The sequence below is a fragment of the Brevundimonas sp. FV1ye7S genome (genome assembly GCF_058680995.1).
This window is the reverse complement of sequence record NZ_CM178726.1, coordinates 594,370-619,480: the sequence shown is the minus strand read 5'-3', so window position 1 is coordinate 619,480 and position 25,111 is coordinate 594,370. Positions and strand designations below refer to the sequence as shown.

20 protein-coding genes are annotated in these 25,111 nt (G+C 67.2%); 9 read left to right on the top strand and 11 right to left on the bottom strand.

Annotated elements, in window-relative coordinates:
- Positions 1–41: 41 nt before the first annotated feature.
- Positions 42–1,397 carry a dicarboxylate/amino acid:cation symporter gene (locus ACW18C_RS02865; RefSeq protein WP_492072713.1) on the bottom strand — a complete coding sequence of 452 codons (1,356 nt, stop codon included), beginning with the start codon at positions 1,395–1,397 and terminating at the stop codon, positions 42–44.
- Between the two features lie 242 nt (positions 1,398–1,639).
- On the opposite strand from ACW18C_RS02865, the gene ACW18C_RS02860 reads away from it, so the two are divergent.
- Together ACW18C_RS02860 and ACW18C_RS02855 are read left to right on the top strand one after the other, a co-directional pair.
- Positions 1,640–3,481, top strand: coding sequence for a sensor histidine kinase (locus ACW18C_RS02860; RefSeq protein ID WP_492072711.1), 1,842 nt, complete (start codon positions 1,640–1,642; stop codon positions 3,479–3,481).
- Complete coding sequence (locus ACW18C_RS02855; protein ID WP_035310247.1) at positions 3,481–4,815, top strand: sigma-54-dependent transcriptional regulator; 1,335 nt, start codon at positions 3,481–3,483, stop codon at positions 4,813–4,815. Before ACW18C_RS02860 ends, ACW18C_RS02855 begins: the two co-directional genes overlap by 1 nt.
- 32 nt (positions 4,816–4,847) lie before the next feature.
- Here the strand turns inward: ACW18C_RS02855 and ACW18C_RS02850 are convergent, their stop codons facing one another.
- Positions 4,848–7,364: an ATP-binding protein gene (locus tag ACW18C_RS02850; protein WP_492072710.1), complete on the bottom strand. Its 2,517-nt coding sequence runs from the start codon at positions 7,362–7,364 to the stop codon at positions 4,848–4,850.
- 196 nt (positions 7,365–7,560) lie between these two features.
- Between ACW18C_RS02850 and rpsT the strand changes: the two genes are divergently transcribed.
- From rpsT to gyrB, 5 genes are all read left to right on the top strand, one after another.
- Positions 7,561–7,830, top strand: coding sequence for a 30S ribosomal protein S20 (gene rpsT, locus ACW18C_RS02845; RefSeq protein ID WP_008262250.1), 270 nt, complete (start codon positions 7,561–7,563; stop codon positions 7,828–7,830).
- A 477-nt stretch (positions 7,831–8,307) separates the two neighbouring features.
- Positions 8,308–9,747 (top strand): chromosomal replication initiator protein DnaA, encoded by a 1,440-nt coding sequence (dnaA, locus tag ACW18C_RS02840; RefSeq protein ID WP_008258751.1) that lies wholly within the window; start codon positions 8,308–8,310, stop codon positions 9,745–9,747.
- Between the two features lie 151 nt (positions 9,748–9,898).
- Complete coding sequence (dnaN, locus tag ACW18C_RS02835) at positions 9,899–11,017, top strand: DNA polymerase III subunit beta (RefSeq protein WP_154726893.1); 1,119 nt, start codon at positions 9,899–9,901, stop codon at positions 11,015–11,017.
- Positions 11,018–11,102: 85 nt separating this feature from the next.
- On the top strand, positions 11,103–12,236 hold the full coding sequence (recF, locus tag ACW18C_RS02830; RefSeq protein WP_492072708.1) for a DNA replication/repair protein RecF: 1,134 nt from the start codon (positions 11,103–11,105) through the stop codon (positions 12,234–12,236).
- A gap of 144 nt (positions 12,237–12,380) precedes the next feature.
- Entirely contained in the window at positions 12,381–14,807 is a 2,427-nt protein-coding gene (gyrB, locus tag ACW18C_RS02825) for a DNA topoisomerase (ATP-hydrolyzing) subunit B (protein WP_154726870.1), read from the top strand.
- Here gyrB and ACW18C_RS02820 read toward each other — a convergent pair.
- The 9 genes from ACW18C_RS02820 to ACW18C_RS02780 all read right to left on the bottom strand — a co-directional run bounded on the left by ACW18C_RS02820 (position 14,804) and on the right by ACW18C_RS02780 (position 22,810).
- Positions 14,804–15,988, bottom strand: a complete 1,185-nt coding sequence (locus ACW18C_RS02820; RefSeq protein WP_183196225.1) for an acetyl-CoA C-acyltransferase — start codon at positions 15,986–15,988, stop codon at positions 14,804–14,806. The genes gyrB and ACW18C_RS02820 overlap by 4 nt on opposite strands.
- 74 nt (positions 15,989–16,062) lie before the next feature.
- Entirely contained in the window at positions 16,063–17,019 is a 957-nt protein-coding gene (locus ACW18C_RS02815; RefSeq protein WP_008264121.1) for a flavin reductase family protein, read from the bottom strand.
- Positions 17,020–17,113: 94 nt separating this feature from the next.
- Positions 17,114–18,016, bottom strand: a complete 903-nt coding sequence (gene mmsB / locus ACW18C_RS02810; RefSeq protein ID WP_492072707.1) for a 3-hydroxyisobutyrate dehydrogenase — start codon at positions 18,014–18,016, stop codon at positions 17,114–17,116.
- A 28-nt stretch (positions 18,017–18,044) separates the two neighbouring features.
- Positions 18,045–19,100, bottom strand: a complete 1,056-nt coding sequence (locus tag ACW18C_RS02805; protein WP_492072706.1) for an enoyl-CoA hydratase/isomerase family protein — start codon at positions 19,098–19,100, stop codon at positions 18,045–18,047.
- Complete coding sequence (locus ACW18C_RS02800; RefSeq protein WP_492072704.1) at positions 19,097–19,525, bottom strand: type II toxin-antitoxin system VapC family toxin; 429 nt, start codon at positions 19,523–19,525, stop codon at positions 19,097–19,099. Before ACW18C_RS02800 ends, ACW18C_RS02805 begins: the two co-directional genes overlap by 4 nt.
- Positions 19,506–19,775, bottom strand: coding sequence for a type II toxin-antitoxin system Phd/YefM family antitoxin (locus ACW18C_RS02795; RefSeq protein ID WP_035306346.1), 270 nt, complete (start codon positions 19,773–19,775; stop codon positions 19,506–19,508). The genes ACW18C_RS02800 and ACW18C_RS02795 overlap by 20 nt, the downstream gene beginning before the upstream one ends.
- 57 nt (positions 19,776–19,832) lie before the next feature.
- The gene (locus tag ACW18C_RS02790; RefSeq protein ID WP_492072702.1) at positions 19,833–20,972 is read right to left on the bottom strand and encodes an acyl-CoA dehydrogenase family protein; all 1,140 of its coding nucleotides are present in this window, start codon (positions 20,970–20,972) and stop codon (positions 19,833–19,835) included.
- A 6-nt stretch (positions 20,973–20,978) separates the two neighbouring features.
- Complete coding sequence (locus ACW18C_RS02785) at positions 20,979–21,299, bottom strand: hypothetical protein (protein WP_492072700.1); 321 nt, start codon at positions 21,297–21,299, stop codon at positions 20,979–20,981.
- Positions 21,300–21,304: 5 nt separating this feature from the next.
- Positions 21,305–22,810, bottom strand: coding sequence for a CoA-acylating methylmalonate-semialdehyde dehydrogenase (locus tag ACW18C_RS02780; RefSeq protein WP_492072699.1), 1,506 nt, complete (start codon positions 22,808–22,810; stop codon positions 21,305–21,307).
- Between the two features lie 403 nt (positions 22,811–23,213).
- Between ACW18C_RS02780 and ACW18C_RS02775 the strand changes: the two genes are divergently transcribed.
- Together ACW18C_RS02775 and ACW18C_RS02770 are read left to right on the top strand one after the other, a co-directional pair.
- On the top strand, positions 23,214–24,416 hold the full coding sequence (locus ACW18C_RS02775; RefSeq protein WP_492072698.1) for a sensor histidine kinase: 1,203 nt from the start codon (positions 23,214–23,216) through the stop codon (positions 24,414–24,416).
- A 256-nt stretch (positions 24,417–24,672) separates the two neighbouring features.
- Positions 24,673–25,068, top strand: coding sequence for a MarR family winged helix-turn-helix transcriptional regulator (locus ACW18C_RS02770; protein WP_492072696.1), 396 nt, complete (start codon positions 24,673–24,675; stop codon positions 25,066–25,068).
- Positions 25,069–25,111: the final 43 nt, after the last annotated feature.

The following is a 25,111-nucleotide window of genomic DNA, read 5'->3' as shown; positions in this document are numbered from 1 at the left end:
TGCGTATCAGCGTTGGGCAAGCGCCGGATGCAGGAAGGAACTCAGTCGGCGGTGACCAGCTCTTTGTCGCCGGGGCCGGCCGCCGGATCGGGCTGGGCCGCGATCGGCTGCGACGGACCGTTCAAGGCCGCGTGCAAGGCGTCCCGGTCCAGTTCGCCCTCCCATCGGGCGACGACGATGGTGGCCACGGCGTTGCCGATGAAGTTGGTCAGGGCCCGGCACTCGCTCATGAACCGGTCGATGCCCAGGATCAGCGCCATGCCCGCGACCGGAACGGTAGGAACCACCGACAGGGTCGCCGCCAGGGTGATGAATCCGGCGCCGGTGATGCCGGCCGCCCCCTTGGAGGACAGCATGGCGACCAGCAGAAGCAGGATCTGTTGCTGCAGGGTCAGCTCGATGTTCAGGGCCTGGGCGATGAACAGGGCCGCCATGGTCATGTAGATGTTGGTGCCGTCCAGATTGAACGAATAGCCGGTCGGGACGACCAGGCCGACGACCGACTTGGAGGCGCCGGCGCGTTCCATCTTGCTGAGCAACGACGGCAGGGCGGCTTCCGACGAGGAGGTGCCCAGGACCAGCAGCAGTTCCTCCTTCAGATAGCGGATCAGCTTCAGAATGTTGAAGCCGTTGGCCCAGGCGACCAGGCCCAGGACGCCGACCACGAAGATGACGGCGGTGAGGTAGAAGGTGGCGACCAGCGCGGCCAGATTGGCGATGGAGCCGATCCCATATTTGCCGATGGTGAAGGCGAAGGCGCCGAAGGCCCCGATGGGCGCGGCCTTCATCAGGATGGCCACCAGCTTGAAGAAGGCGTGGCTGATCGATTCCAGGAAGCTCAGCACCGGCTTGCCCACATCGCCGACCAGGGCCAGGGCCAGGCCGAACAGGACCGAGACGAACAGCACCTGAAGGATATTGCCCTCGGAGAAGGCGGAAACCATCGTGTCCGGGATGATGCCCATCAGGAAGCCGGTGATGGTCGTCTCATGCGCCTGTTCCGAATATTTGGCGACGGCGCCGACATCCAGGGTGGCCGGATCGATGTTCAGGCCGCGTCCCGGCTGGACCAGGTTGGCGATGATCAGGCCGACGATCAGGGCCAGGGTCGAGAAGGTCAGGAAATAGGCGAAGGCCTTGGCCGCCACGCGCCCCACGCGGCCGAGGTCGCTCATGCCGGCGACGCCGGTGACGATGGTCAGGAAGATGACCGGGGCGATGATCATCTTCACCAGCTTGATGAAGGCGTCGCCCAGCGGCTTGAGGCTTTCGCCGAAGCTGGGCCAGAAATGGCCGATGATCGCACCGGCCACGATGGCGGTCAGAACCTGGAAATACAGATGCCGGTAAAAGGGCCGACGCACGGCCGGTTCTGCGGTGGAGGGAAGCGCGATCACGGAAGGCTCCTGTCACTGCGGGACCATCCCGCGGTTTCCTCGACGGGCCCCACGTCTGCGGCGAGGCTCCGAGGTCCAGTGTCCGGCAGGGTGAAGCCGCTTCCAAACCCCTTCGAAAGACAGTCTAGAAAACTGTTTTCTCAGCATAATCTTCCCACGATACGTCGAGAATCGGGATCGACAGTGCGGCTGGACGCACAAGGTGATGGCCTAGTCGTGCGAAATGTCGCACAGATAGGCGTATGACTCGTTCATCGCCGCCCCTGACTATCGAAGGACTTTCGAGTATCGCTCGACAGCCCTGGGTCCTGCTGACGCTTGGCTGGCTGGCGGCGAGCGCCGTGCTGGCGGGCGTCGCGGGCGAGGCCGCGCGGCGTGATGCGACCGGCGAACTGGAACGCCAGGCGACGGCCGGCGCCGCCCTGCACGCTGCAGTGCTGCGCAGCGAACTGGACAAGCAGCGCGCCATCCCCATCGTCCTGGCCGGCGATCCCGATGTGGCCGACCTGCTGACCACGCCCAGCGCCCAGGCCGTGAACGGGGTGGACCGCAAGCTGGAGCGGCTGGCGACCCAGACCCGCGCCGCCGTCATCTATGTGCTGGACGCGCGGGGCCTGACCCTGGCGTCCAGCAACTGGCGGGCCTCGACCAGTTTCGTCGGTTCGCGCTACGAGTTCCGGCCCTATTTCATCAATGCGATGCGCGACGCCGAAGGCGAGTTCTACGCCCTGGGCACCCGCAGCGGCAGACCCGGCCTCTATCTGTCGCGCCGCGTGGACTCAGCGGACGGCGCGCCCCTGGGCGTGGTTGTGCTGAAGGTCGAGTTCGACGACCTGGAGGCCGAATGGCGCGGCTCGGGCGAGCCCGCCTGGGTGGCGGATCCCGGCGGCGTCGTCCTGGTCACCAGCATCCCGGAATGGCGCTTCCGCACGACCGAACCGATGGACGAGCGACGGCGTCGCCTCAGCCTGACCGACCTCACCCTCCACCCCGGCGCCCTGTCCCCCATGCCCTTCCGGACGCCGAACGGCGACCGGCCCCGGCTGGTGCGGACGGCCGTCGGCGAGGGCCGTCCGCAGACATGGGTGCATTCGGAGACGGATACGGCCGCGCCCGGCTGGACCCTGCATCTGCTGACGCCCGAACGGGGGGTGATCGGGGCGGCGGTGGCGGGGGCGCGCGGCCTGGCCCTGTTGATCACCAGCCTTCTGGCCCTGGGCGTGGCCGTGCTGCTGCGCCGGCGTCATCTGGCCCGCGCCAAGGCTCAGGCGGAGGAAGAAGGCCGGCTGGAGCTGGAGCGCCGCATCCACGAACGCACGCGCGAACTGCACGACGCCAATCTGGCCCTGAACCGCCAGATCGAGGAGCGCCGCCGCGCCGAGGCCGCGCGGGAGCTGCTGCGCGACGAACTGGTGCAGGCCAGCAAGCTGGCCGCCCTGGGCCAGATCGTCGCCAGCGTGGCGCACGAGATCAACCAGCCCGTCGCCGCCATCCGGACCTATGCAGAGACCGCGAAACTGTTGCTGAGCCGCGACCAGCCCGACAAGGTCGGAGACGTGCTTCAGCGCATCGGCGGTCTGACCAAACGGATCGGCGCCATCACCCAGGACCTGCGGCTGTTCTCACGCAAGGCCACGCCGACCATCGACGCCATCCGGCTGGAGGACGCCATCCAGGGCGGGCTGGAACTGACGCGCGGGCGGGTGGAGGAACGCGGGGTCAGACTGGAGCGGATCGGCGACGGCGACGTGCAGGTCCGCGCCGACCAGTTCCGGCTGGAACAGGTCATCGTCAATCTGATCAAGAACGCCGCCGAGGCCATGGAAGGTCAGACCGACGCCCGCCTGACCCTGACCGTGGCGCGCGACGGCGAGCGGGTGCGGCTGATCTTCGCCGACAACGGGCCCGGCGTGGCGCCCGATGTGGCGCGCCAGCTGTTCACGCCCTTCGTCACCACCCGCGCCAACGGCCTGGGCCTGGGGCTGGTCATCTGCCGCGACATCGTCGCCAGTTTCGGGGGCGAGTTGGATCTGGTCCCCGCCGAACGGGGCGCGACCTTCGTCGCCGTCCTGAAGGCCGCCTGATGCGCCCGCCCCTGCCGCAGACCGTCGCCCTGATCGAGGACGACGCCGACTTTCGCCAGGCCTTGGTTGAACGCCTGACGCTTGAAGGACTGGAGGTGCGCGCCTTCACGGCGGCCGAGCCCGCCCTGAAGGCGCTGGACGCAGACTTCCCGGGCGTGGTCGTGACCGACCTGAGGATGCCGGGCATGGACGGCCGCCAGTTGCTGACGCGGCTGCAGGCCCTGGACCCGAGTCTGCCGGTCATCATGATCACCGGCCACGGCGACATCGCCGACGCCGTGGCCGCCATGCACGACGGCGCCTATGACTTCGTCGCCAAGCCCTTTCCGTTCGAGCGGCTGCAGGACAGCCTGAACCGGGCGCTGGAGAAGCGCAGTCTGGTGCTGGAGAACCGCCGCCTGGTCGCCATGGCCGCCGAAGGCGGGCACGAACTGCCGCTGGCCGGATCGTCGCGCGCCATCACGGCGCTGCGGGCCACCATCGCCCAGATCGCCGACGCCCGAATGGACGTGCTGATCGAAGGCGAGACCGGGGTCGGCAAGGAGGCGGTCGCGCGCGCCCTGCACAATGGAGGCCGGCGCCGGCTGGCGCCCTTCGTCGCCGTCAACTGCGGCGCCCTGCCCGACGGCCTGATCGAGAGCGAACTGTTCGGGCATGAACTGGGCGCCTTCGCCGGGGCCATGCGGCGACGGGTGGGACATGTGGAGCGCGCCCACAACGGCTCGCTGTTTCTCGACGAGGTCGAGAGCATGCCCCTGGCGGTCCAGGTCAAGATGCTGCGGGTGCTGGAGGAGCGGGAGATCCATCCGATCGGCGCCAATGAGCCCCGGGTGCTGGACCTGCGCATCCTCGCCTCGGCCAAGATCGACCTCAGCGAGGCGGCGCGGCGCGGCGATTTCCGCGAAGATCTCTATTATCGCCTGAACGTGGTGCGGCTGCGCGTGCCGCCGCTGCGCGAGCGGCGCGAGGACATCCCCCTGCTGTTCGCCCATTTCCTGCGTCGCGCCGCAGACCGCCACGGCGTCGAGCCGCCGAGCGTGACCGACGGCGTCCGCCGTCGTCTGCTGGAAGAGGACTGGCCCGGCAATATCCGCGAACTGGCCCATTTCGCCGAACGCGTCGTCCTGGGCTTGGACGAGGGGTCCGGCGGCGCCGAGGCCGATCTGAGCCTGCCGGACCGGATGCATCGTTTCGAGGGCGAACTGCTGCGCGGCGCGCTGCAGACCCATAGGGGCGACATCGTCTCGGTGCTGGAGGAGATGCGAATTCCGCGCAAGACCCTGTACGACAAGCTGCAGCGCCACGGACTGAAACCCGCCGACTTCCGCGCCTGACCCTCAAGCGGCGCCCCCTCAAGCAGCCCCCCTCAAGCAGCGACGGGGTTTTCCCGCCGTTCAGCCGCAGCCAGGGCCGCCGCCACGCCGTCGAGCAGGCCGACCAGGGTGATCGGCTTGGACAGATGGCCGTCCGCGCCCGCGACCCGCCCCGCTTCCACATGGTCGGGCAGGGCGTTGGCGGTCAGCATGATGATCGGCGTGCGCGCGCGGTTCTCCCCGGCCTCCAGGGCGCGAATGGCGGCGGTGGCCGTGAGGCCGTCCATCACCGGCATCTGCATGTCCATCAGCACCATGTCGAAGCCGCCCTTTCGGAAAGCCTCCACGGCCTGCCGCCCGTCCTCGACCGCCACCAGTTCGGTCGGCATGTCGGCCAGCATGATCTCGACGACCTTGCGGTTCGCCGGATGATCGTCGGCCAGCAGTATCCGTGCAGGGAAGGCGCGCGCGTCAGTCTCGCCGGCGTCGCTCGGTCCGAAGGGCGCGGATGGCGACTGGACGCCCCCCGCCCTGGTCAGTGGGATTTCGAACCAGAAGTCGGCGCCCTCGTCCGGCCGGCCGTCGCAATCCAGCACGCCGCCCATCAGCGCGACCAGGTCTCGCGAAATGGCCAGGCCCAGGCCCGTGCCGCCGAACCGGCGGGTAATGGAGCCGTCGGCCTGCTGGAAGCGATTGAAGATCCGCCCCTTCTGGCCCGCATCAAAGCCGCAGCCGGTGTCGCTCACCGTGAACCGGACCCGATCTTCATCCACGGCGACGGCGGCGACGACGACGGATCCCGTTTCGGTGAACTTCAAGGCGTTGGAGATCAGGTTCGACAGGACCTGGCGCACCCGGACCACGTCGCCTTCGACGGCGCCTTCGATGGTCGGCTCGACCTCAACCCGCAGGGCGACGCCCTTTTCATCGGCGCGCGGCCGGTAGAGGGCCGCCGCGCCGCGCACCGTGTCGCCCAGATCAAAGACCGACCGTTCCAGAACGATCTGGCCCGCCTCGATCTTGGACGTGTCCAGAATGTCGGACAGCAGCCGTTCCAGGGTCACGGCCGAGGACCGGATCACTTCGACCATCTCGCGTTCACGCGGCTCCAGCCCGGCGCGCGACAAGGCGTCGGCCATGGCCACGACCCCGTTCAGGGGCGTGCGGATCTCGTGGCTCATATTCGCCAGGAATTCCGACTTGGACCGGCTGGCTTCTTCCGCGCGGCGACGGGCGATGCGCAGATCCCGGGCCTGGCTTCCCATCCACAACAGGGCGGCCAAGGCCGACAGGATGAAGATTGCGGCGATGGTCAGGATCAAGCCCTGCAATCTTGTGTTCGAGCGCGCGGTCTCCAACTGGGCGCGACGTTCGGTCAGCTTGTGCTGCATGTCGCCGGTGACCTGGCGGATCCCTCCGCTGAAGACGCGGGCTTCGGCGACGCGCTCGGCGCTGTTGTAGGCGCGAAGCTTGACGTAGGCTTCCGCAGCCCGGCCCTCGGCGAACAGGATCTCGGCCTCGACATGCGCCACCTCCAGCCGCGCTTCCTCTCGGTAGCGGTCTACGGTGATGCGACGGCGGATTTGCGCAAGGTCGCGCCGCGCGGACTCGATCTGTCCGGTCTGGGCGCGGGCGATGGCGCGAGCCGGCAGCAATTGCGTCGACAGGAAGGAGGCGTCCCCCAGGTTCTCGCCATAGGGCGCCAGACATCGCAGCACGTCCTGCGGCGCCTCTGCGGCCTGGGCCACCATGGCGCACAGGCGGGCGTCATAGACCCCCAGGCTGGGCAGGCCTGCGCGCAGCGTCAGCCGGTGATGAACCTGATACAGGCGCTTCGCCTGTTCGACATCGCCCAATTGGGTCGATAGCCGGGCCAGATTGTAGACGGCGTCGAAGTCCGGCCGGGGATAGTCCGGATTGGCCAAGTCGATCTCGAACCGCCCGAAGGCGGCGGTGGCCCCATCGATGTCGTTCAGCCTCATCAGGCCGATGCCGGTCATTTCCCACAGGCCGGCCTGCGCAATCCGCGCATAGGCGTCGCCCTCGGGGATCAAGGCGTCGGCGTCGGTCAGCAGCTTCAGCCCTTCGCCGATCTGATCGCGATCCATCAGGGCCAGCGCCCACAGTCGGGTGGCGTGCGTGCGCGCGAACCAGTCGGGCTCCATCGACGCGAGCCGGCGCATCTCGTCGGCGGCGGCCGTCTCGCCCTCGTCGTACCGCAGGGCCAGGGCGTTCAGCCGGGCGATCTGGATGTAGCGGTGGGAGCCCTGGTGACGCGCGCCTTCCATGAGCCGGTCGTTCCAGATCCTGGCCGTGTCGAACTCGCCCTGGTTCAGAAATATCCAGGCGACATGATAGAGGCGTTGCAGACCTTCGCGGTCGTTACGGCGTATCGCCTCGCGGCCGAACGCCTCGAGCGCCCTGAAATCCGTCGTCCCGGCCCTCCGTTCGACAGCCTCTGCCAGTTGAAGGGGCGTCCGCGATTGCGCCGCAGGCTGAGCTGAGACGTCCTGTACGAAAAACGCCGACAGGACGAGGGCGAGGGCAAAGGCTGCGGCTTTTTTAGGCATACGGCTTCCGATCTGATTGGAAGCTGCCATGTTTTGGTTGAATAAGGTTTATCGACCCGGTGCGGGTTGCACCTCACCTGACCTTTGTCGGAACTGCGCGTTGACCACCCCCGGGCTTTCGGCTATAGGCCCGCCCTCTTGAGATTTCCGCGCCGTGGACGTGTGCTCCGCGGCGTTTTCCGTTCGAAGGTTTGAAATGGCTAACAACCCCGGCGCCCGCAAGGCGATCCGCAAGATCGAAGCGCGGACCGAAGTGAACAAGGCGCGCCGCTCGCGCGTCCGCACCTATCTGCGCAAGTTCCAAGAAGCTCTGGCCGGCGGCGACGCCACGGCCGCCAAGACCGCCTTCGTGGAAGCCCAATCCGAGCTGATGCGCGCCGTCTCCAAGGGCGTCGTTCACAAGAACACCGGCTCGCGCAAGGTGTCGCGTCTGGCCGCCCAGCTGAAGAAGCTGTCGGCCGCCTAAATCCTTTATGGATTTCCCGGACACGGAACGGCTGTCGCTGTTCCGTTACGGGATTTTGCAGACTTTTCAACGGCGAAGGGGCATATGCTCCTTCGCCGTTTTGCGTTTGGCCGTTAACCCTCTCTACGCAGGAATACGGACTTCGGGGCGCCTGGAAGGCGAATTTCTCAAGCAGGATTAGCGTTTGACGGAGTCAAACAATTTAACTGCGAATCGACCAACGAATCAGCGTTGACCCAACCGGCTCGCAGCGTAAGTTTTGGCCTCTAACGCACTTCCATCCCAACACGGATGAAGACGGCGCGGGACGATAGTTTCGCGTTGGCGGGAGATGTCTGTCCAGGAGCTCGGCCCCGCCCGAAAAGCATCGCTTTTCGGGGCAGGAGAAGTCGTCCCTGAACCGTCGCCCTGAAGTGCCGAAGGTCGGAATGGTTTTTTGAAGCGGGTGGCTGAACAATGGTTGGGGGTGCGACGGCGATGGCGGGCGGCGTGAACGGATCGAACATGACGGATCCGGATCGCATCTGGAATGAGGCCTCGGTGCGCCTGCGCGCCGAGATCGGCGACGGTCCCTTCTCGTCCTACATCGCCCCTTCCGCCGTTCGCGTGGATTCCTCCGGCCAGCTGATCCTGGTCACCCCCACCGCCTATGCCCGAGACTGGGTCCGCAAGAACGCCCTGCGTCGCATGAACGAGCTGTGGCTGGGCCTGGACGGCCTGAACCGCCGCCTGGACGTGCGCTGCCGCGCCGAGGTGGGCTCGGCCCCTCCGGCCTCGGCCGTGATCGCGGGCAATGTCCTGGACGCCACCCCGCGTCTGGCGGCCTTCGCCAGCCCGACCGTGCCCCCCATCGCCGACGGCGCCCGCGCCGTGCGCGCCGCCGGCCTTCAGGACCGCCTGACCTTCGACAGCTTCGTGGAGGGTCAGGGCAACGCCTTCGCCCTGGCCATCGCCAAACAGGTGGCCAGCTGGGCCGACGGCCACTTCAACCCGGTCTTCTTCTGCGGCCCCTACGGCTACGGCAAGACCCACCTGCTGAACGCCATCGCCTGGGAGGCCCAGCGTCTGCGACCCGAGGCCAAGGTGGTCTATCTGACCGCCGAACGCTTCCTGTCGACCTTCGTCAAGGCGATGCAGGACCGTTCGACCGCCGCCTTCAAGGAAAGCCTGCGCTCGGCCGACATGCTGCTGCTGGACGACGTCCAGTTCGTCGGCGGCAAGACCTCGACCCAGGAAGAACTGCTGTCGACCCTGACCGCCCTGATCGAGGACGGCAAACGGATCGTCTTCTCGGCCGACCGCGCGCCCATGGCCCTGACCGAGGTCGAGCCGCGCCTGCGCAGCCACCTGGCCGCCGGCCTGACCTGCCCGGTCGAGGCGGGCGACCGCGAGCTGAAGATCGCCGTGGCCCAGAACCGTCTGAAGGCCCTGTCGGCCCTGGGCGTCGTCCAGGGCGAGGCTGCGCCCGAGGTGCTGGCCCAGCTGGTGGATCGCACGCCGGGGTCGATGCGCGAGCTTGAGGGCGCCGTGAACACCCTGGCCGCCGCCGCCGGTTCGCGTCTGGCGACCGTCTCGGTGGACGAGGCCTCGATCCTGCTGGGCGCCGCCCTGCGCGGTGGCCCCGAGCGCCGGATCACCGTGGACGAGATCCAGAAGACGGTGGCCGACCACTTCAACCTGAAACAGGCCGACCTGCTGAGCGAGCGCCGCACCCGTTCGGTGGCCCGCCCGCGCCAGATGGCCATGTATCTGTGCAAGCAGCACACGACCCGCTCCTATCCCGACATCGGCCGTCGCTTCGGCGGTCGCGATCACACCACCGTCCTGCACGGCGTGCGCAAGATCGAGGAGCTGATGGCCCAGGACGACCAGATCGCCCGCGACGTCGAGGCCCTGACCCGCAAGCTGCGCGGCTGAAAAATCTCCCTCCCCCATGAAGGGGGCGGGAGAAACAGAAATCTGTGAACGGCTTCCGTCGCCTTCCTTGCTCCTTGCGCCCAATCCGCTAGTGTCCAAGGCCCTCTATCGCGGCGCTCCAGCCTGAGTCGCCGCTTCCGGGCGAGACGACATGCAACTGACCATCGAACGATCCGCGCTCCTGAAGGCCCTGGGCCATGTGCAGAGCGTCGTCGAACGCCGAAACACCATCCCGATCCTGTCCAACGTCCTGCTCAGCGCGGGCCGGGACCGGCTGGCCTTCGCCGCCACCGACCTGGACATGGAGATGGTGGACGAGGCCGAGGCGACGGTGAACGTCGAGGGCCAGATCACCGCCCCCGCCCATACCCTGTACGAAATCGTGCGCAAGCTGCCGGAAGGCGCCGAGGTGTCGCTGCTCTATTCGGGCGACGATCCCCGTCTGGTGGTTTCGGCCGGGCGGTCGCGCTTCAACCTGCCGGTCCTGCCGGCGGGCGACTTCCCCATCATGTCCACCGACAGCGCCGGCGCCTCCTATGTCATGCCCAAGGAAGACCTGGCGCGGCTGATCGACAAGACCCGGTTCGCCGTTTCGACCGAAGAGACCCGCTATTATCTGAACGGCCTGTACCTGCACACGGTGGCCGAGGCCGGCGTCGCCCTGCTGCGCGCCGTGGCCACCGACGGCCACCGCCTGGCCCTGGCCGAGACCCCGGCGCCCGAGGGCGCGGCCGGCGGCCCCGGCGTCATCGTGCCGCGCAAGACGGTGGATCAGGTCCGCCGCCTGCTGGACGACGCCGCCGGCCCGGTCGAGATCACCGTCTCGGCCCAGAAGATCCGCTTCCAGATGGGCGAGGCGTCCCTGACGTCCAAGGTCATCGACGGCGCCTTCCCCGACTATCTGCGCGTCATTCCCAAGGGCAATGACAAACAGGCCGACATCGACAACGCCCTGTTCGCCAAGGCCGTGGACCGGGTCGCCACCATTTCGGCCGAGAAGAGCCGTTCGGTGAAACTGGCCTTCGACAACGACCGGGTGAAGCTGACCGTCCGCAACATGGAGGCCGGCCAGGCCGAGGAAGAGGTCGAGATCGGCTATTCCGACGAGCCGTTCGAGATCGGCTTCAACGCCCGCTATCTGCTGGACGTCGCCGGCCAGATCACCGGCGAAAACGCCGCCTTCCGCTTCGCCGATCCGGCCAGCCCCACGCTGGTGCTCGATCCCGGCGATCCGGGCGTGCAGTATGTGCTGATGCCGCTGCGCGTGTGATCGAGTGGCGAGTGGCGAGTGATGAGTGGCGAGCACACCTCGCCCTGCTTTCCTCGCCACTCGCCACTCGCCACTCGTCACTTCCTTGATCACCTCCCTCACCCTCACCGACTTCCGCTCCTATGCGAGCGCACGGCTGGAGCTCGCCTCCGGCCCGGTGGTGCTTCACGGCCCGAACGGAGCGGGAAAGACCAATCTGCTGGAGGCCGTCAGCCTGCTGACCCCCGGCAAGGGGCTGCGGGGCGCGACCGCCGCCGAGATGGGGCGGCGCGAGCCCGGCGAGGCGGTCGGCCGCCCCTGGGCCGTCATGGTGGAACTGGACGACGAGACGCGTCTGGGCACCGGCGTCCAGACGGCGGGCGCGGCGCGGCGCATCGTCCGCATCGACGGCGAGACGGCCCCGCCGGGGCGGCTGCTGGACTATCTGCGACCCGTCTGGGCCACGCCCGAGCAAGACCGGCTGTTCTCCGACGCCCGGGCCGAGCGGCTGAAATTCTTCGACCGGCTGGTCTTCGCCGCCGATCCCGACCATGCCGCCGCCGTCTCCACCTATGAGAAAGCCCTGCGCGAACGCTTGCGGCTGCTGAACGACGCACAGGACGGGCGCGAGGCCGACCCCGTCTGGCTGGACGCCCTGGAGGCCCGGCTGGGTGAGGCGGGCGCGCGCGCCGCCCTCGCCCGCGTCGCCGCCCTGCACGCCCTCCAGGCCGCCATCGACGCTCGCAGCGACCGCCTCTTCCCCCAGGCCGACCTCGGCCTGGACGGCCCCGCCGAACAGATGGCCGAGGATGGGGCCGAAGAAGACGAGATCGCCGCCGCCATCCGCGAGGGCCTGGCCCGCGCCCGCGCCCGCGACGGGGCCGCCGGCCGCTCCCTGTTCGGCCCGCACCGCACCGACCTGACCGCCCTGCACCGCGAGAAGAACCGGCCCGCCGCCGAGGGCTCGTCCGGCGAGCAGAAGGCCCTGGTCCTGAACCTGATCCTGGCCCAGATCAGCCGCCTCGCGCACCATGACGCCGCCGGGGCCGCCCGCCCCGTCCTGCTGCTGGACGAGGCCCCCGCCCACCTGGACGAAGCCCGTCGCGTCGCCCTGTTCGACGAGATCGTCGCCCTGAACCTCCAGGCCTTCATGACCGGCACCGAACGCAGCCTGTTCGCCGGTCTGGACGGCCGCGCGCAGTTCGTGCGCGTCGCCGGCGGAGCGCTGGAGAGCGACTAGGATTCCGGCACGGAATTCCTCGCTTTTTCGTCGGAAATTCCTATATGTTGCGGGCTTCGATGCGGTGCGATCCCGTCGTCGATTCGAGCGCCCCACGCGGCGCTCAATCCCCGTCCCGGTCGGGACTTCAGAGCTACAGATTTCATGACCGATCCGATTGCCGAAATGCCCGAATACGGCGCCGATTCCATCAAGGTTCTCAAAGGCCTGGACGCGGTGCGCAAACGTCCTGGCATGTATATCGGCGATACGGACGACGGCTCCGGCCTGCACCACATGGTCTATGAGGTGGTGGACAACGCCATCGACGAGGCCCTGGCCGGCCACGCCGACCTGGTCCAGGTCATCCTGAACGCCGATGGATCGGTCACGGTGACCGACAACGGCCGCGGCATTCCGACCGGAATTCACGAAGGCGAAGGCGTTTCGGCGGCCGAGGTCATCATGACCCAGCTCCACGCCGGCGGTAAGTTCGACCAGAACTCCTACAAGGTCTCGGGCGGCCTGCACGGCGTGGGCGTATCGGTGGTCAACGCCCTGTCCGACTGGCTGGAGCTGAAGATCTATCGCGACGGCAAGGCGCACCAGATGCGGTTCGAGCGCGGCGACACGGTCAAGTCGCTGGTGATCACCGGCGACGCCCCGATCCGCGAGGACACCGGCAAGCCGCTGAGCGGCACCGAAGTCACCTTCTATCCGTCGGTCACGACCTTCAGCCACATCGACTTCGATCTCAAGACCCTGGAACACCGGCTGCGCGAACTGGCCTTCCTGAACTCGGGCGTGGTCATCAAACTGGCCGACCAGCGCAGCGCCGAGCCGACCGAAACCATCCTGCACTACGAGGGCGGGGTCGAGGCCTTCGTGCGCCACCTGGACAAGTCCAAGGCGCCGATCCTGAAGGACGTCATCGTCATTCGCGGCAAGAAGGAAGGGATCGAGCTGGATCTCGCCCTGTGGTGGAACGACTCCTACCACGAGACCATGCTGTGCTTCACCAACAACATCCCCCAGCGGGATGGGGGCACCCACCTGTCGGCCTTCCGCGCCAGCCTGACCCGCGTCATGGGCGGCTATATCGAGAGCTCGGGCGCCGGCAAGAAGGAGAAGGTCTCCGTCACCGGCGAGGACGCCCGCGAAGGCCTGACCTGCGTCCTGTCGGTCAAGGTGCCGGATCCCAAGTTCAGCAGCCAGACCAAGGACAAGCTGGTCTCGTCGGAAGTGCGCCCGGCCGTCGAGGCCCTGTGCTCCGAGGGGCTGGCCCAGTGGTTCGAAGAACACCCGGTCGAGGCCAAACAGGTGGTCGCCAAGATCATCGAGGCGGCGTCCGCGCGTGAAGCCGCGCGCAAGGCCCGCGACCTGACCCGCCGCAAGTCGGCGCTGGAGATCAGCAGCCTGCCGGGCAAGCTGGCCGACTGCCAGGAGCGGGATCCCGCCAAGTCCGAACTGTTCATCGTCGAGGGCGATTCCGCCGGCGGCTCGGCCAAACAGGCGCGCAACCGCGAGAACCAGGCCGTCCTGCCGCTGCGCGGCAAGATCCTGAACGTCGAGCGGGCGCGGTTCGACCGGATGCTGTCGTCAGACCTGATCGGCACCCTGATCCTGGCGCTCGGCACCGGCATCGGCCGCGACGACTTCAACGCCGACAAGCTGCGCTATCACAAGATCATCCTGATGGCGGACGCCGACGTCGACGGCGCCCACATCCGCACCCTGCTGCTGACCTTCTTCTATCGGCAGATGCCGGAGCTGATCACGCGCGGCCACGTCTATATCGCCCAGCCGCCCCTCTATAAGGTCTCCAAGGGCAAGCAGTCGCGCTACCTGAAAGACCAGGCCGAGATGGACGCCTATCTGATCGAGGAGGGCTCGTCCGAGGCCGAGTTGGACCTGTCCACCGGCGAACGCCGCCTGGGTCTGGACCTGCAGGCCCTGGTGCGCGAGGCCAAGGCCTTCAAGGGCGGCGTCGATCGCCTCAGCCAGCGCGCCCCCGCCTTCGCCATCGAACAGGCGGCCCTGGCCGGCCTGTTCGCCGAAAACGCCGACATGACCCAGGCCTCGGCCGCCGCCGCCGTGCGTCTGAATCTCTATGCCGAAGAAGGCGACGGCGACTGGACCGGCGCGCCGGGCGAACAGGGCGCGGTCGTCTTCACCCGCACCCGGCGCGCGGTGCAGGAAACCATCGTGCTGGAAGAAACCCTGCTGCGTTCGCTGGACGCGCGTCGTCTGGCCGAGCGCGCCGCCGCCTTCGACGGCGTCTTCTCCGCTCCGGCCACCTATCGCCGCAAGGAAAAGTCCACCACCATCCGCGGGCCGCTGGACCTGCTGAACGCCGTGCTGGACGCCGGCAAGAAGGGCCTGGCCATCCAGCGCTACAAGGGTCTGGGCGAAATGAACCCGGAACAGCTGTGGGAGACCACCCTGGACTCCAACGCCCGCACCCTGCTGCAGGTCTCGGTCGAACACGAGGAAGACGCCAACGACCTGTTCGCCAAACTGATGGGCGACGTGGTCGAGCCCCGCCGCGAATTCATCCAGGAAAACGCCCTGGACGCGGCGGTCGACGTCTAAACCAGTTCGACGCCCATGGCGGTGGCCTCGCCACCGCCGATGCACAGGGCGGCCATGCCACGCGTCTTGCCGCGCGCCTTGAGCGCCGACAGCAGGGTCGTCAGGACCCGCGCGCCCGAGGCGCCCAGCGGGTGTCCCAGGGCGCAGGCGCCGCCGTTGACGTTGATCTTGTCATGGGGGACGCCCAGTTCCTGCATGGCGATCATCGGCACGATGGCGAAGGCCTCGTTGACCTCCCACAGATCGACGTCGTCGGCGGTCCAGCCCGCCTTGGCCAGAGCCTTCTTCAGGGCGAAGACCGGTGCGGTGGTGAACAGGCTGGGTTCATGGGCGTGGGCGGCCTGGCTGACGACCCGGGCGACCGGCGTAAGGCCCAGGGCCTGGGCCGTCGATTGGCGCATCATGACCAAGGCGGCGGCGCCGTCCGAGATCGAGGCGGCCGAGGCGGCGGTGATCGTGCCGTCCTTGCCGAAGGCGGGCTTCAGATTGGGGATCTTGGACGGGTCGGACTTGGTCGGCTGTTCGTCGCGATCAACCACAACCACGCCCTTGCGGGTCTTCACCTCGACCGGCGTGATCTCGGCGTCGAAGGCGCCGCTGTCCTGGGCGCGTTTGGCGCGACCGGCGCTTTCGGTCGCATAGGCGTCCTGCTGCTCGCGGGTGAACTGATAGGCCTTGGCCGTGTCTTCGGCGAACTGCCCCATCAGCTTGCCGGGCTCATAGGCGTCTTCCAGCCCGTCCAGATACATGCTGTCGGAAATGACGTCATGGCCGATCCGGGCGCCGCCCCGGTGCTTCTGCATCAGATAGGGCGCATTGGTCATCGACTCCATGCCGCCCGCCACGATCACCTCGGCCGAACCGGCCAGCAGGGCGTCATGCGCCATCATCGCGGCCTGCATGCCCGAGCCGCACATCTTGTTGATGGTGGTCGCCTCGGTCGAGATCGGCAGGCCCGCGCCCATCCCGGCCTGACGCGCCGGCGCCTGGCCCAGGCCGGCGGGCAGGACGCAGCCCATGATGATCTGTTCGACCTTGTTGGGGTCCAGGCCGGCTCGCTCGAGCGCCGCCTTCACCGCCGTCGCGCCCAGGTCGGTGGACTTGGCGTCGGACAGCGCGCCCTGGAAACCGCCCATCGGCGTGCGGGCGTAGGAGACGATGACGACGGGATCGGCGGACATGGCGGGTTTCCTCTTGCTTTGGGCTCTGAGATAGCGATCCGACCGCCCAATGTGAACCGGGCGCCCTGCTGCAATCAGGCGAAGTGAAGTCGACGGTAGCGGCCCCGGAAATAGAGCAGCGGGTCGCGGCGCGGCTCGAACCGGGCGCGCGTGACCCGGCCGATGAAGACCAGATGGTCCCCGGCCTCGACCACCTGATGGGTCGCGCATTCGAAACTGGCCAGCGACCCGGACAAGATGGGAGCGCCCGTGTCCCAGGTCTCCCAGGCCACGCCGTCGAACCGTTCGGCCGAGGACCGGGCGAAGGCGCCCGACATCGGCTGCTGGCCGATGTGCAGCACATTGATGGCGAAATGCGCCGCCCGCTGGAACCGCTCCAGATTGGACGAACTGCGGGCCAGGCAGAACAGGATCAGCGGCGGATCGAGCGACACCGAGGAGAAGGAGTTGGCCGTCAGGCCCACCGGCTGCCCCGCCTCGTCCAGGGTCGTCACCACCGTCACCCCGGTGGCGAAACAGCCCAGGGCGTCGCGCAGGGTGCGGGGATCGGAACCGGCCTGGTAATACAGGGCCTCGCGCGGGGCCTGGCGTTCCAGGAAGGCCAGGATGACGGCGTCGGCCGTCTCGCCCGGATCGGCGGGGGCGTCGGGATCCAGCGTCAGGATCGGCAGGCCGTCCAGCGGCGCGGTCGCCTCGACCGGCGCCTCGCCCGCCACGATCAGGCAACTGGCCAGGGCCGGGCCGGTGACGACCAGAGCCGGGACGACGGCGGCCAGGGTCTGGGCCGAACACAGGATGGCGGGCCGCGACGAGATGTCGGTCAGCAGGCGGCGCAGGCCGGCCGCTTCGTCGCCCGCTTCCAGAGCGTCGGCCAGCAGGACGTGCCGCCCGGCCTCGACCAGGGCCCGCACCCACCGCCGCCAATCGGGCGAGAGCCCCTGGGGCGCGCCGATCAGCAGGACGACCGGATCCTGGGGATCGCCCCAGCTCTGGACGTCCAGACCTCCGATCCGGGGCGGCGATGCGATCATGAGGCGGGACGGTCCAGTGCGGAGGGGAAGAGGCGTCTCATAGAGGAAGTCCGCCCATTGAGACCATGGCTTACGATCTCGGGGCGGCGTCGGATCATCCGGCGTCCAGATCCGCCAGCCGTCCGCGCAGCATCTGGAGCATGGCGGAAAAGTCCCGGCCCCCGTGGCCCAGACCGTCGAACAGCGCGTACATCGCCTCGGCCTGGGCCCCCAGAGGGGTGGAGGCGCCCGATTTGGCCGCCGCCTCCTGGGCCAGTTTCAGGTCCTTCAGCATCATGGCCGTGGCGAAGCCGCCCTGATAGTCGCGGTTCGACGGCGCCGTCGGCACCGGGCCGGGCCAGGGGTAATAGCTGGTCACACTCCAGCACTGGCCCGAGGATTTGGACGCGATCTCGAAGAAACGCTCCGGCTCCAGACCCAGTTTCTCAGCCAGGGCGATCGCCTCGCACGTGCCCAGCATGGAGACGCCCAGCAGCATGTTGTTGCAGATCTTGGCCGCCTGCCCCGCCCCGTGGTCGCCCGCGCGGATGGTGATGCGGCTCATGGGTTCCAGCGCCGCTTCGACGCGCGCGAAGTCGATTTCGTCGCAACCGACCATGAAGGCCAGGGTTCCGGCATCGGCCGCCGCCGTCCCGCCCGATACCGGGGCGTCGGCAAAGGCGTAGCCGGCGTCACGCGCCAGACCCGCCACCTTGCGCGCCGTCTCCACGTCGATGGTCGAACAGTCCAGCAGCAGGGCGCTGGACGGCGCCGCGCCGATGATCTGTTCGGCATAGACCTTATGCACATGGGGGCCGGCGGGAAGCATGGTGATCACCACCTCGGCGTCGCGCACCGCCTCGGCGACCGAGGTCGAGGGCGCGCAGCCCGCCGCAGACGCCCGCTCCAGCGCTGCGGCGCTCAGATCGAAGGCGGCGACTGCGTGGCCGGCCTTGGCCTGATTGGCGGCCATGCCGCCCCCCATATTGCCTAGGCCGATGAAGGCGATCTTGGTCATGGTCTCTCTCCCAGTGTCGGCGTCGCTGTCAGAGCAGCGGCGTCCATTTTTCATTGTCCGGCAGCGGCGCGAACAGCGCGTCCAGCGTCGCCTCCGTAACGCCTGACAGGTCCGCGGGGGACCATTGGGGCGCATTATCCTTGTCGACAATCACGGCCCGCACCCCTTCCTGGAAGTCGTGGGTCCGCACCACCCGACCGCTCAGGGCGTATTCCACCGCCATATTGTCGGCGAAGGACGTCAGGGCGGCGCCGGCGCGCAACTGGCGCAGCGTGACCTTCAGCGACTGCGGCGACTTCGTCTTCAACGTCGCCATTTGCGCCAACGCCCAGTCCGAACCGTCGGCCTCCAGCGCCGCAGAAATTTCCTCGACCGTGTCGAAGGCGAACAGCCGGTCGATGGCGTCGCGATGGGGGGTCAGCGGCGCCTCTTCCGGCTCGGTTGGGCAGACCCAGCGGTTCGCCTCGTCCAGCGGGTCCCCCGGGTTCGCCAGCAGCGCTTCCTTGAAGCCCTCGATGTCGATGGCCGGAACGTAGTGGGTGTGGATCCCCAGCGCCACCGTATCGACCGCCTTCAACCGCGCGCCCGTCAGCGCCAGCCAGACGCCGGTCTGGCCCGGCAGGCGCGGCAGGAACCAGCCGCCGCCGACATCCGGGAATAGGCCGATGCCCGTCTCCGGCATGGCGTAGGTCGTCCGCTCCGTGGCGATGCGAATGGCGGCCGGCTCCGAGATCCCGACGCCGCCGCCCATGACGATCCCATCGACGATGGCCGTGATCGGCTTGGGATAGTCGAACATCAAGTGGTTCAGCCGGTATTCCGCCAGGAAGAAGGCCTTGGCCTCGGACGCGTCCCCCGCCCCGCTCTCGGCGATCATGCGGATGTCGCCCCCAGCGCAGAAGCCGCGCTCGCCCGCATGGTCGATCAGCACCGACTGCACCGCAGCGTCCTCACGCCAGGCCAGCAGGGCCTCGGTCATCGCCTCGCACATCGCCCGGTTCAGGGCGTGTATCGCCTTGGGCCGGTTCAGGCTCATACGGCCGACGCCGTTTTCGACGCGGGCGATGATTTCGGGTTCGGTCATGAAAGGTCCTTCTCCCTGAGATCAACAACATCCTGCCCGGCGGCCCCTGCAGCCTTCAGCAGATCGGCGTCGCGCGACGCCAGGCCGGCGTCCCTTTCGAGCGTCAGCCACAGATAGGCCGCGTCGAACAGGCTCAAACCCCGCCCCTGGGCCAGAAGGGCGATCCGACGCACCTCGCGAGCGGACAGGGTCGGCGCCAGACCGATCTCGTATTCGTCCAGCCGCACAAAAGCTTCAGACAGGTTGAAACCCGCGTCGCGTCGCGCCTGGCGCACCAACAGATTGGCCACCTCCCACTGGAAGACATCGGGCGCGATCAGTTCATAGTCGTCGAGCGCCGCCAACAGACGACGCGCGGGAGCCGTGGATTGGCTGGCCAGCAGCCAGGACGCCGCCGCCGAGGCGTCAACGACCAGGGTCTTCATCGCGCGCAATCGCCTTCAGCTCGTCCCAGCTCATTCGCGCCCAATCGGCATCCGCCGCCTGCCCGGCCATAAAGGCCTGAGACCGTGCGGCCAGTTCGGCGCCGGACAGTCGGCGACGACGCGGCTCGGGCGTCAGACGCGCCACCGGTCGCCCGTGCCGGGTGATGACGATGGTCTCGCCCGAGGTCTGGACCTCGTCCAGCAAGGACGACAGCGACGTCTTGGCTTCGAGAACTCCGATGGAACGCATGGCCGAAATCCTGATCAGAATTCTGGTCAGAATAACAGATCGCGGCGCCGACCGCCATCATCCCCGCGCCATCTCCCGCGCGATGATCACCCGCATGATCTCGTTGGTCCCCTCCAGGATGCGGTGGACCCGCAGGTCGCGCACGATCCGTTCCAGCGGGTAATCCTTCAGATAGCCGTAGCCGCCGTGCAGCTGCAGGGCCTCGTCGGCGATATGGAAACAGGCGTCGGTGGCCAGGCGCTTGGCCATGGCGCACCACTGGGTCTTTTGCGGATGATCCGTGTCGATGGCCCAGGCGCCACGCAGCACCATCAGACGCGCCGCCTCCAGATCGGTCGCCATGTCGGCCAGGCGGAACTGGAGCGCCTGGAACTCGCCCAACGGCTTGCCGAACTGTTTGCGGGTGGCGACGTAATCCTGAGCCGTCTCCAGCGCCAGACGCGCGCCGCCCAGCGAACAGGCCGCAATGTTCAGCCGCCCGCCGTCCAGCCCAGCCATCGCATAGCGGAAGCCCGCCCCCTCTTCGCCCAGCAGATTGGCGGCCGGCACGCGGCAGTCGTCGAACTGGACGATGGCGGTCGGCTGGGCGTTCCAGCCCATTTTCCGCTCCTGGGCGCCGAAGGACAGGCCGGGCGTCCCGGCCTCGACGACAAGGGCGGAAACACCCTTTGCCCCCTCCCCGCCCGTGCGGACCATGACGACATAGAGGTCGCTGGTCCCCGCACCGGAAATGAAGGCCTTGGAGCCGTTCAGCACATAGTGGTCGCCGTCGCGCACCGCCGTGGTCCGCAGCGCCGCCGCGTCGGAGCCGGAGCCCGGCTCGGTCAGGCAGTAGCTGGCGATCTTTTCCATGCCGACCAGATCGGGCACGAACCGGGCGCGCAGAGCGTCCGATCCGAACCGGTCGATCATCCAGGTCGCCATATTGTGGATCGAGATGAAGGCCGCCGTCGCCACGTCGCCGCGCGACAGCTCCTCGAAGATCACGGCCGCCTCGACCCGGCCCAGCGCCATGCCGCCGTGTTCCTCGCCGGTGTAGATGCCGCAGAAGCCCATCTCGGCCGCCTGTTTCATCACATCGACGGGGAAGTGCTTCTCCTCGTCCCAGCGGGCGGAGTGGGGCGCCAGCTCGGCGTCGGCGAAGGCGCGCGCCGCGTCCTGCATGGCGCGTTGGTCGTCGGTAAGGGCGAAGTCCATAATCGTCTAGCCAAGGATTCGGTTGATGACGTAAGTGGCGATCCAGCCGCCGCTGAGGGCGAGTAAACTGACAGCAAATGCCTGGGATTCGCCTCGACGGATTCGACGTAGGTGAAGAGCAATCCACACCACGTCGATCAGGCCAACAAGAACCAAGAACGGCAGAACAGACCTGACTCTCAGATAGCCCAACAAGGCGTATTCCACGTCGAATGAGCGCGCGGCGGCTTCATATATCCCTGGTGAATCTGCCCAACTGTAAACGACCATCGCCAAAGCATTCAGCGCGAGAAGCCACCAATCTCGTTTAAGCACCGTGGCGATCATCTGCGTCAGCGCATCGTCGGAATGACGAACGAGTTGTCCGAATGCTCCAGCGCGCTGTCGGGCCACCGCGCCGTCACGGTCTTGGTCTTGGTCCAGAAGCGGACGCCCTCCATGCCGTGCTGGTTGATGTCGCCGAAGGCCGAACGCTTCCAGCCGCCGAAGGTGTGATAGGCGACCGGCACCGGGATGGGCACGTTGATGCCGACCATGCCGACATTGACCCGGGCGGCGAAGTCGCGGGCCGCACGGCCGTTCTGGGTGAAGATGGCGACGCCGTTGCCGTACTGGTGGTTCGACGGCAGGGCCAGCGCCTCCTCGAAGGTCTCGGCGCGGACGATCTGCAGCACGGGCCCGAAGATCTCCTCCTGATAGGAGGACATCTCGGGCTTCACATGGTCGAACAGCGACGGGCCGATGAAATAGCCCTTCTCGTGCCCCTGCAGGCTGAAGTCGCGGCCATCGACGACCAGTTCGGCGCCTTCCTGCACGCCCTTCTCGATCCAGCCCAGAACGCGGTCCTTGTGGGTCTGGGTGACGACGGGACCGTAGTGGGCCTCGCTATCGGTGGAGACGCCGACCTTCAGGCTGGGGATTTCGGCGACCAGTCGCTCGCGCAGTTCGTCGGCGGTCTTCTTGCCGACCGGCACGACCACCGGCAGGGCCATGCACCGTTCGCCAGCCGAGCCGAAGGCGGCCCCGGTCAGGTCCTTGACCACCTGGGCCATGTCGGCGTCGGGCAGGACGATGCCGTGGTTCTTGGCCCCGCCCATGGCCTGGACCCGCTTATGGTTGGCGGCGCCGGTCTGATAGACATAGTGGGCGATGTCGGACGAGCCGACGAAGCTGACGGCGTGGACCAGCGGATGGGTCAGGATGGCGTCGACCGCCGTCTTGTCGCCATGCACCACGTTCAGCACGCCGTTGGGCGCCCCGGCCTCCAGCATCAGTTCGGCCAGACGTACCGGCAGGGACGGATCCCGTTCCGACGGCTTCAGCACGAAGGTGTTGCCGACCGCGATGGCCACCCCGAACATCCACATCGGGATCATGCCGGGGAAGTTGAACGGCGTGATGCCCGCCACCACGCCGAGCGGCTGGCGCATCGAATAGACGTCGATGCCGGGGCCGGCCCCTTGGGTGTATTCGCCCTTCAGCGCGTGGGGGATGCCGCAGGCGAACTCGATCACCTCCAGCCCGCGCTGGATGTCGCCCCTGGAGTCGGCGATGACCTTGCCGTGTTCGCTGGACAGCAGTTCGGCCAGTTCGTCCATCCGCGCCTCGACCAGGCGTTTGAAGTCGAACATGACGCGGGCGCGGCGCTGGGGATTGGTGCTGGCCCAGCCGTCGAAGGCGTTCTGAGCGGCCTGGACGGCGCGATCGACCTCGGCCGTCGTGGCCAGTTGGACGCGGGCCTGAACCTGCCCCGTATTGGGGTCGAAGACGTCGCCGAAACGGCCGGAGGCCCCATCGAAGGCCACGCCGTCGATGAAGTGGCGAATGTCGCGCACCATACCTGAGATTCCCTATGTGCTTATTGCTATTGCCCCCGTCATAGCAGGCAGGATCGGCCTCTTGCAGCCCCAAAGACGAAATGAAAGCCCTTGACGGCGCCACCCCAGCCTCACCGCTGCGGGACCCGAAATGTTCGAATCCGGACACAGTCATTAATAATCGAAATCAGGTTGTACATAATAACAACCACGCCCGTCGCAGTGCTATTGACTGTCAAGTCATCAGCTCAGGCTAATACTAAGGTCTTATTTTTGCTTTCCCTGGCCAATTTGAGTAGACTTAATTATGTCAAATTCGCCACAAGAGACGTGAAACTCCCCACAGAGGCGAGGCGTCAACGGCGAACGGGGTGGGAGACGACCAGTGGAGGCCTTTGCTGAGAGCATATTGTCGGATGCGCCCATGGCGATCATCGCGCTGGACGAGGCGGGTTTAGTCTGTTGCGCGAACGCGACGGCGGATCGGTTCTTCGGTCGCCCTCTGACCCCGCCGAACGCGGCGGCCATCAGCGATCTGATCGAGGGTTTCGACAGGGCGGCTCTGCAGTCCCCGACATGGGTCGAAGACCTCAATGCGCGCGCCCGAAACGCCGGGGAGGACCCCTTGTGGCGGGCGCGGCGGCATGACGGCGTTCACGCCTTCGTCGACGTCCAGGCCGCGCGGTTCTCAGCCCGCAACGGCAAGTTCGTGACTCTCTTCATTCAGGACATGACCACCGCCGTCACGGCGGAAACCGCACTTCTGGAAGTGAGGCTCCAGATCATTCACAACTGGCGACTGAGTTCGTTGGGGGAAATGGCCTCCATGGTGGCGCACGAGGTCAATCAGCCCCTCTCTGCGGCCATCAACTATCTGGCCGCCGCAGAGACGGCCGTGAAAAAGCCAGGTCCGAACACGGCGAACGCCCCCGAACTCATGGCGGCGGCGCGAGCCCAGGTGAAACGCGCGGCCGACATCATCCTGCGTCTTCGCGCATTGATGATCCACGAGAAGCGTTATCAGGCGCGCGAGCGGGTCGCCGGGGTGATCGAGGAGATCATGCCCATTCTCGTCAGCCATGCCCGCGAAACGAAGGCGGAAATCTCCTGCCGGATCAACCCGGCCGCCTACACCTACTGCGACCGCGTTCAGCTTCAGCAAGTCATCCTCAATCTGGCCCGAAACGCCATGGAGGCGCCCCCGAACGGCGTCCCGCGCAGGGTGGAGATCTCAGGACGGCAGACGCCGCAGGGCTATCAGATTCTCGTCAGCGACAACGGTCCCGGCGTGCCGGCGGACATGGCCGGCAAGCTTTTCGATCCCCTCGTCAGCAGCAAGTCCGGCGGAATGGGATTGGGCCTCTCGATCTGCCGCACGATCGTAGAGGCGCATGGCGGAGTGATAGAGCTTCTCCCGAGCGCGCTTGGGGGCGCGGGCTTCGCGTTCACACTGAACGCCAATGTCCACGACCTTTCCACGCAAGGCGACGCGTCCGGGGCGCGCAAACGCCCCAAGTTGAACCCGGGCGTCGCCGAAACTGACGACTGGGACAGAGTCCGCGCTCAGTTCGTCAACGCGGATGAATACGGATGCGACAGTCTAGAGGCCAATCGACATCGCGGTTGATCGTATCAAACCCCGTGCAAGGCTCGATCACACGACGATCTGAACACACAGATTTTCAGAAATCTTCGGTATTCGTGGGAGCGCCATTCAATCTCAGAGCGTGCGCCGCAATAGGGACTTTCAGTCCTATTGAAAGTTGGATCAGCAGGATTAGAACAAATCCATGGGCCATCGTGGAATCATCACAGCGGAACGTTTGACGACGGTCGATGAGAACGCAGTCGCACTGATCGGTCTGGACGCCCGAATCCAGCAGATGGACCAGATGCTTGATCGTCTTCTGAGCGACGACGACCTGGCCGGACCGGCTGTTCAGGCGCTGCAGATCGTCGAGGCCGCCGGACGTCGAGGGTTGCGGCAATGCGCTCTGGCCGAGTCGGTCAGCCTGCCGGCGGGCACGGTCTCGCGCCTGGTCGACACACTCGTCAAAGGTGATCTGGTCAGCCGGAGGCCGCACCCGACCGATCGGCGCGTGACAATGCTGGCGCTGACGGCGGCGGGCGGCCGACGACTGGACCGTCGGCGGGCGGATTACGGCCGGCTCGCCGAAGCCCTCACGCCCCAGGCCGCCGAAGCCCTGCGGGTCGTAAACCCGCTCCTCGACGTCATAGCTGAAACCCTCGCCCGATCCGCAAAATCAAAGGCTGCCTAAGCGTCCCGCAGGGGTTGTTGTTGCAGCGCGGAACTGTTCCAAC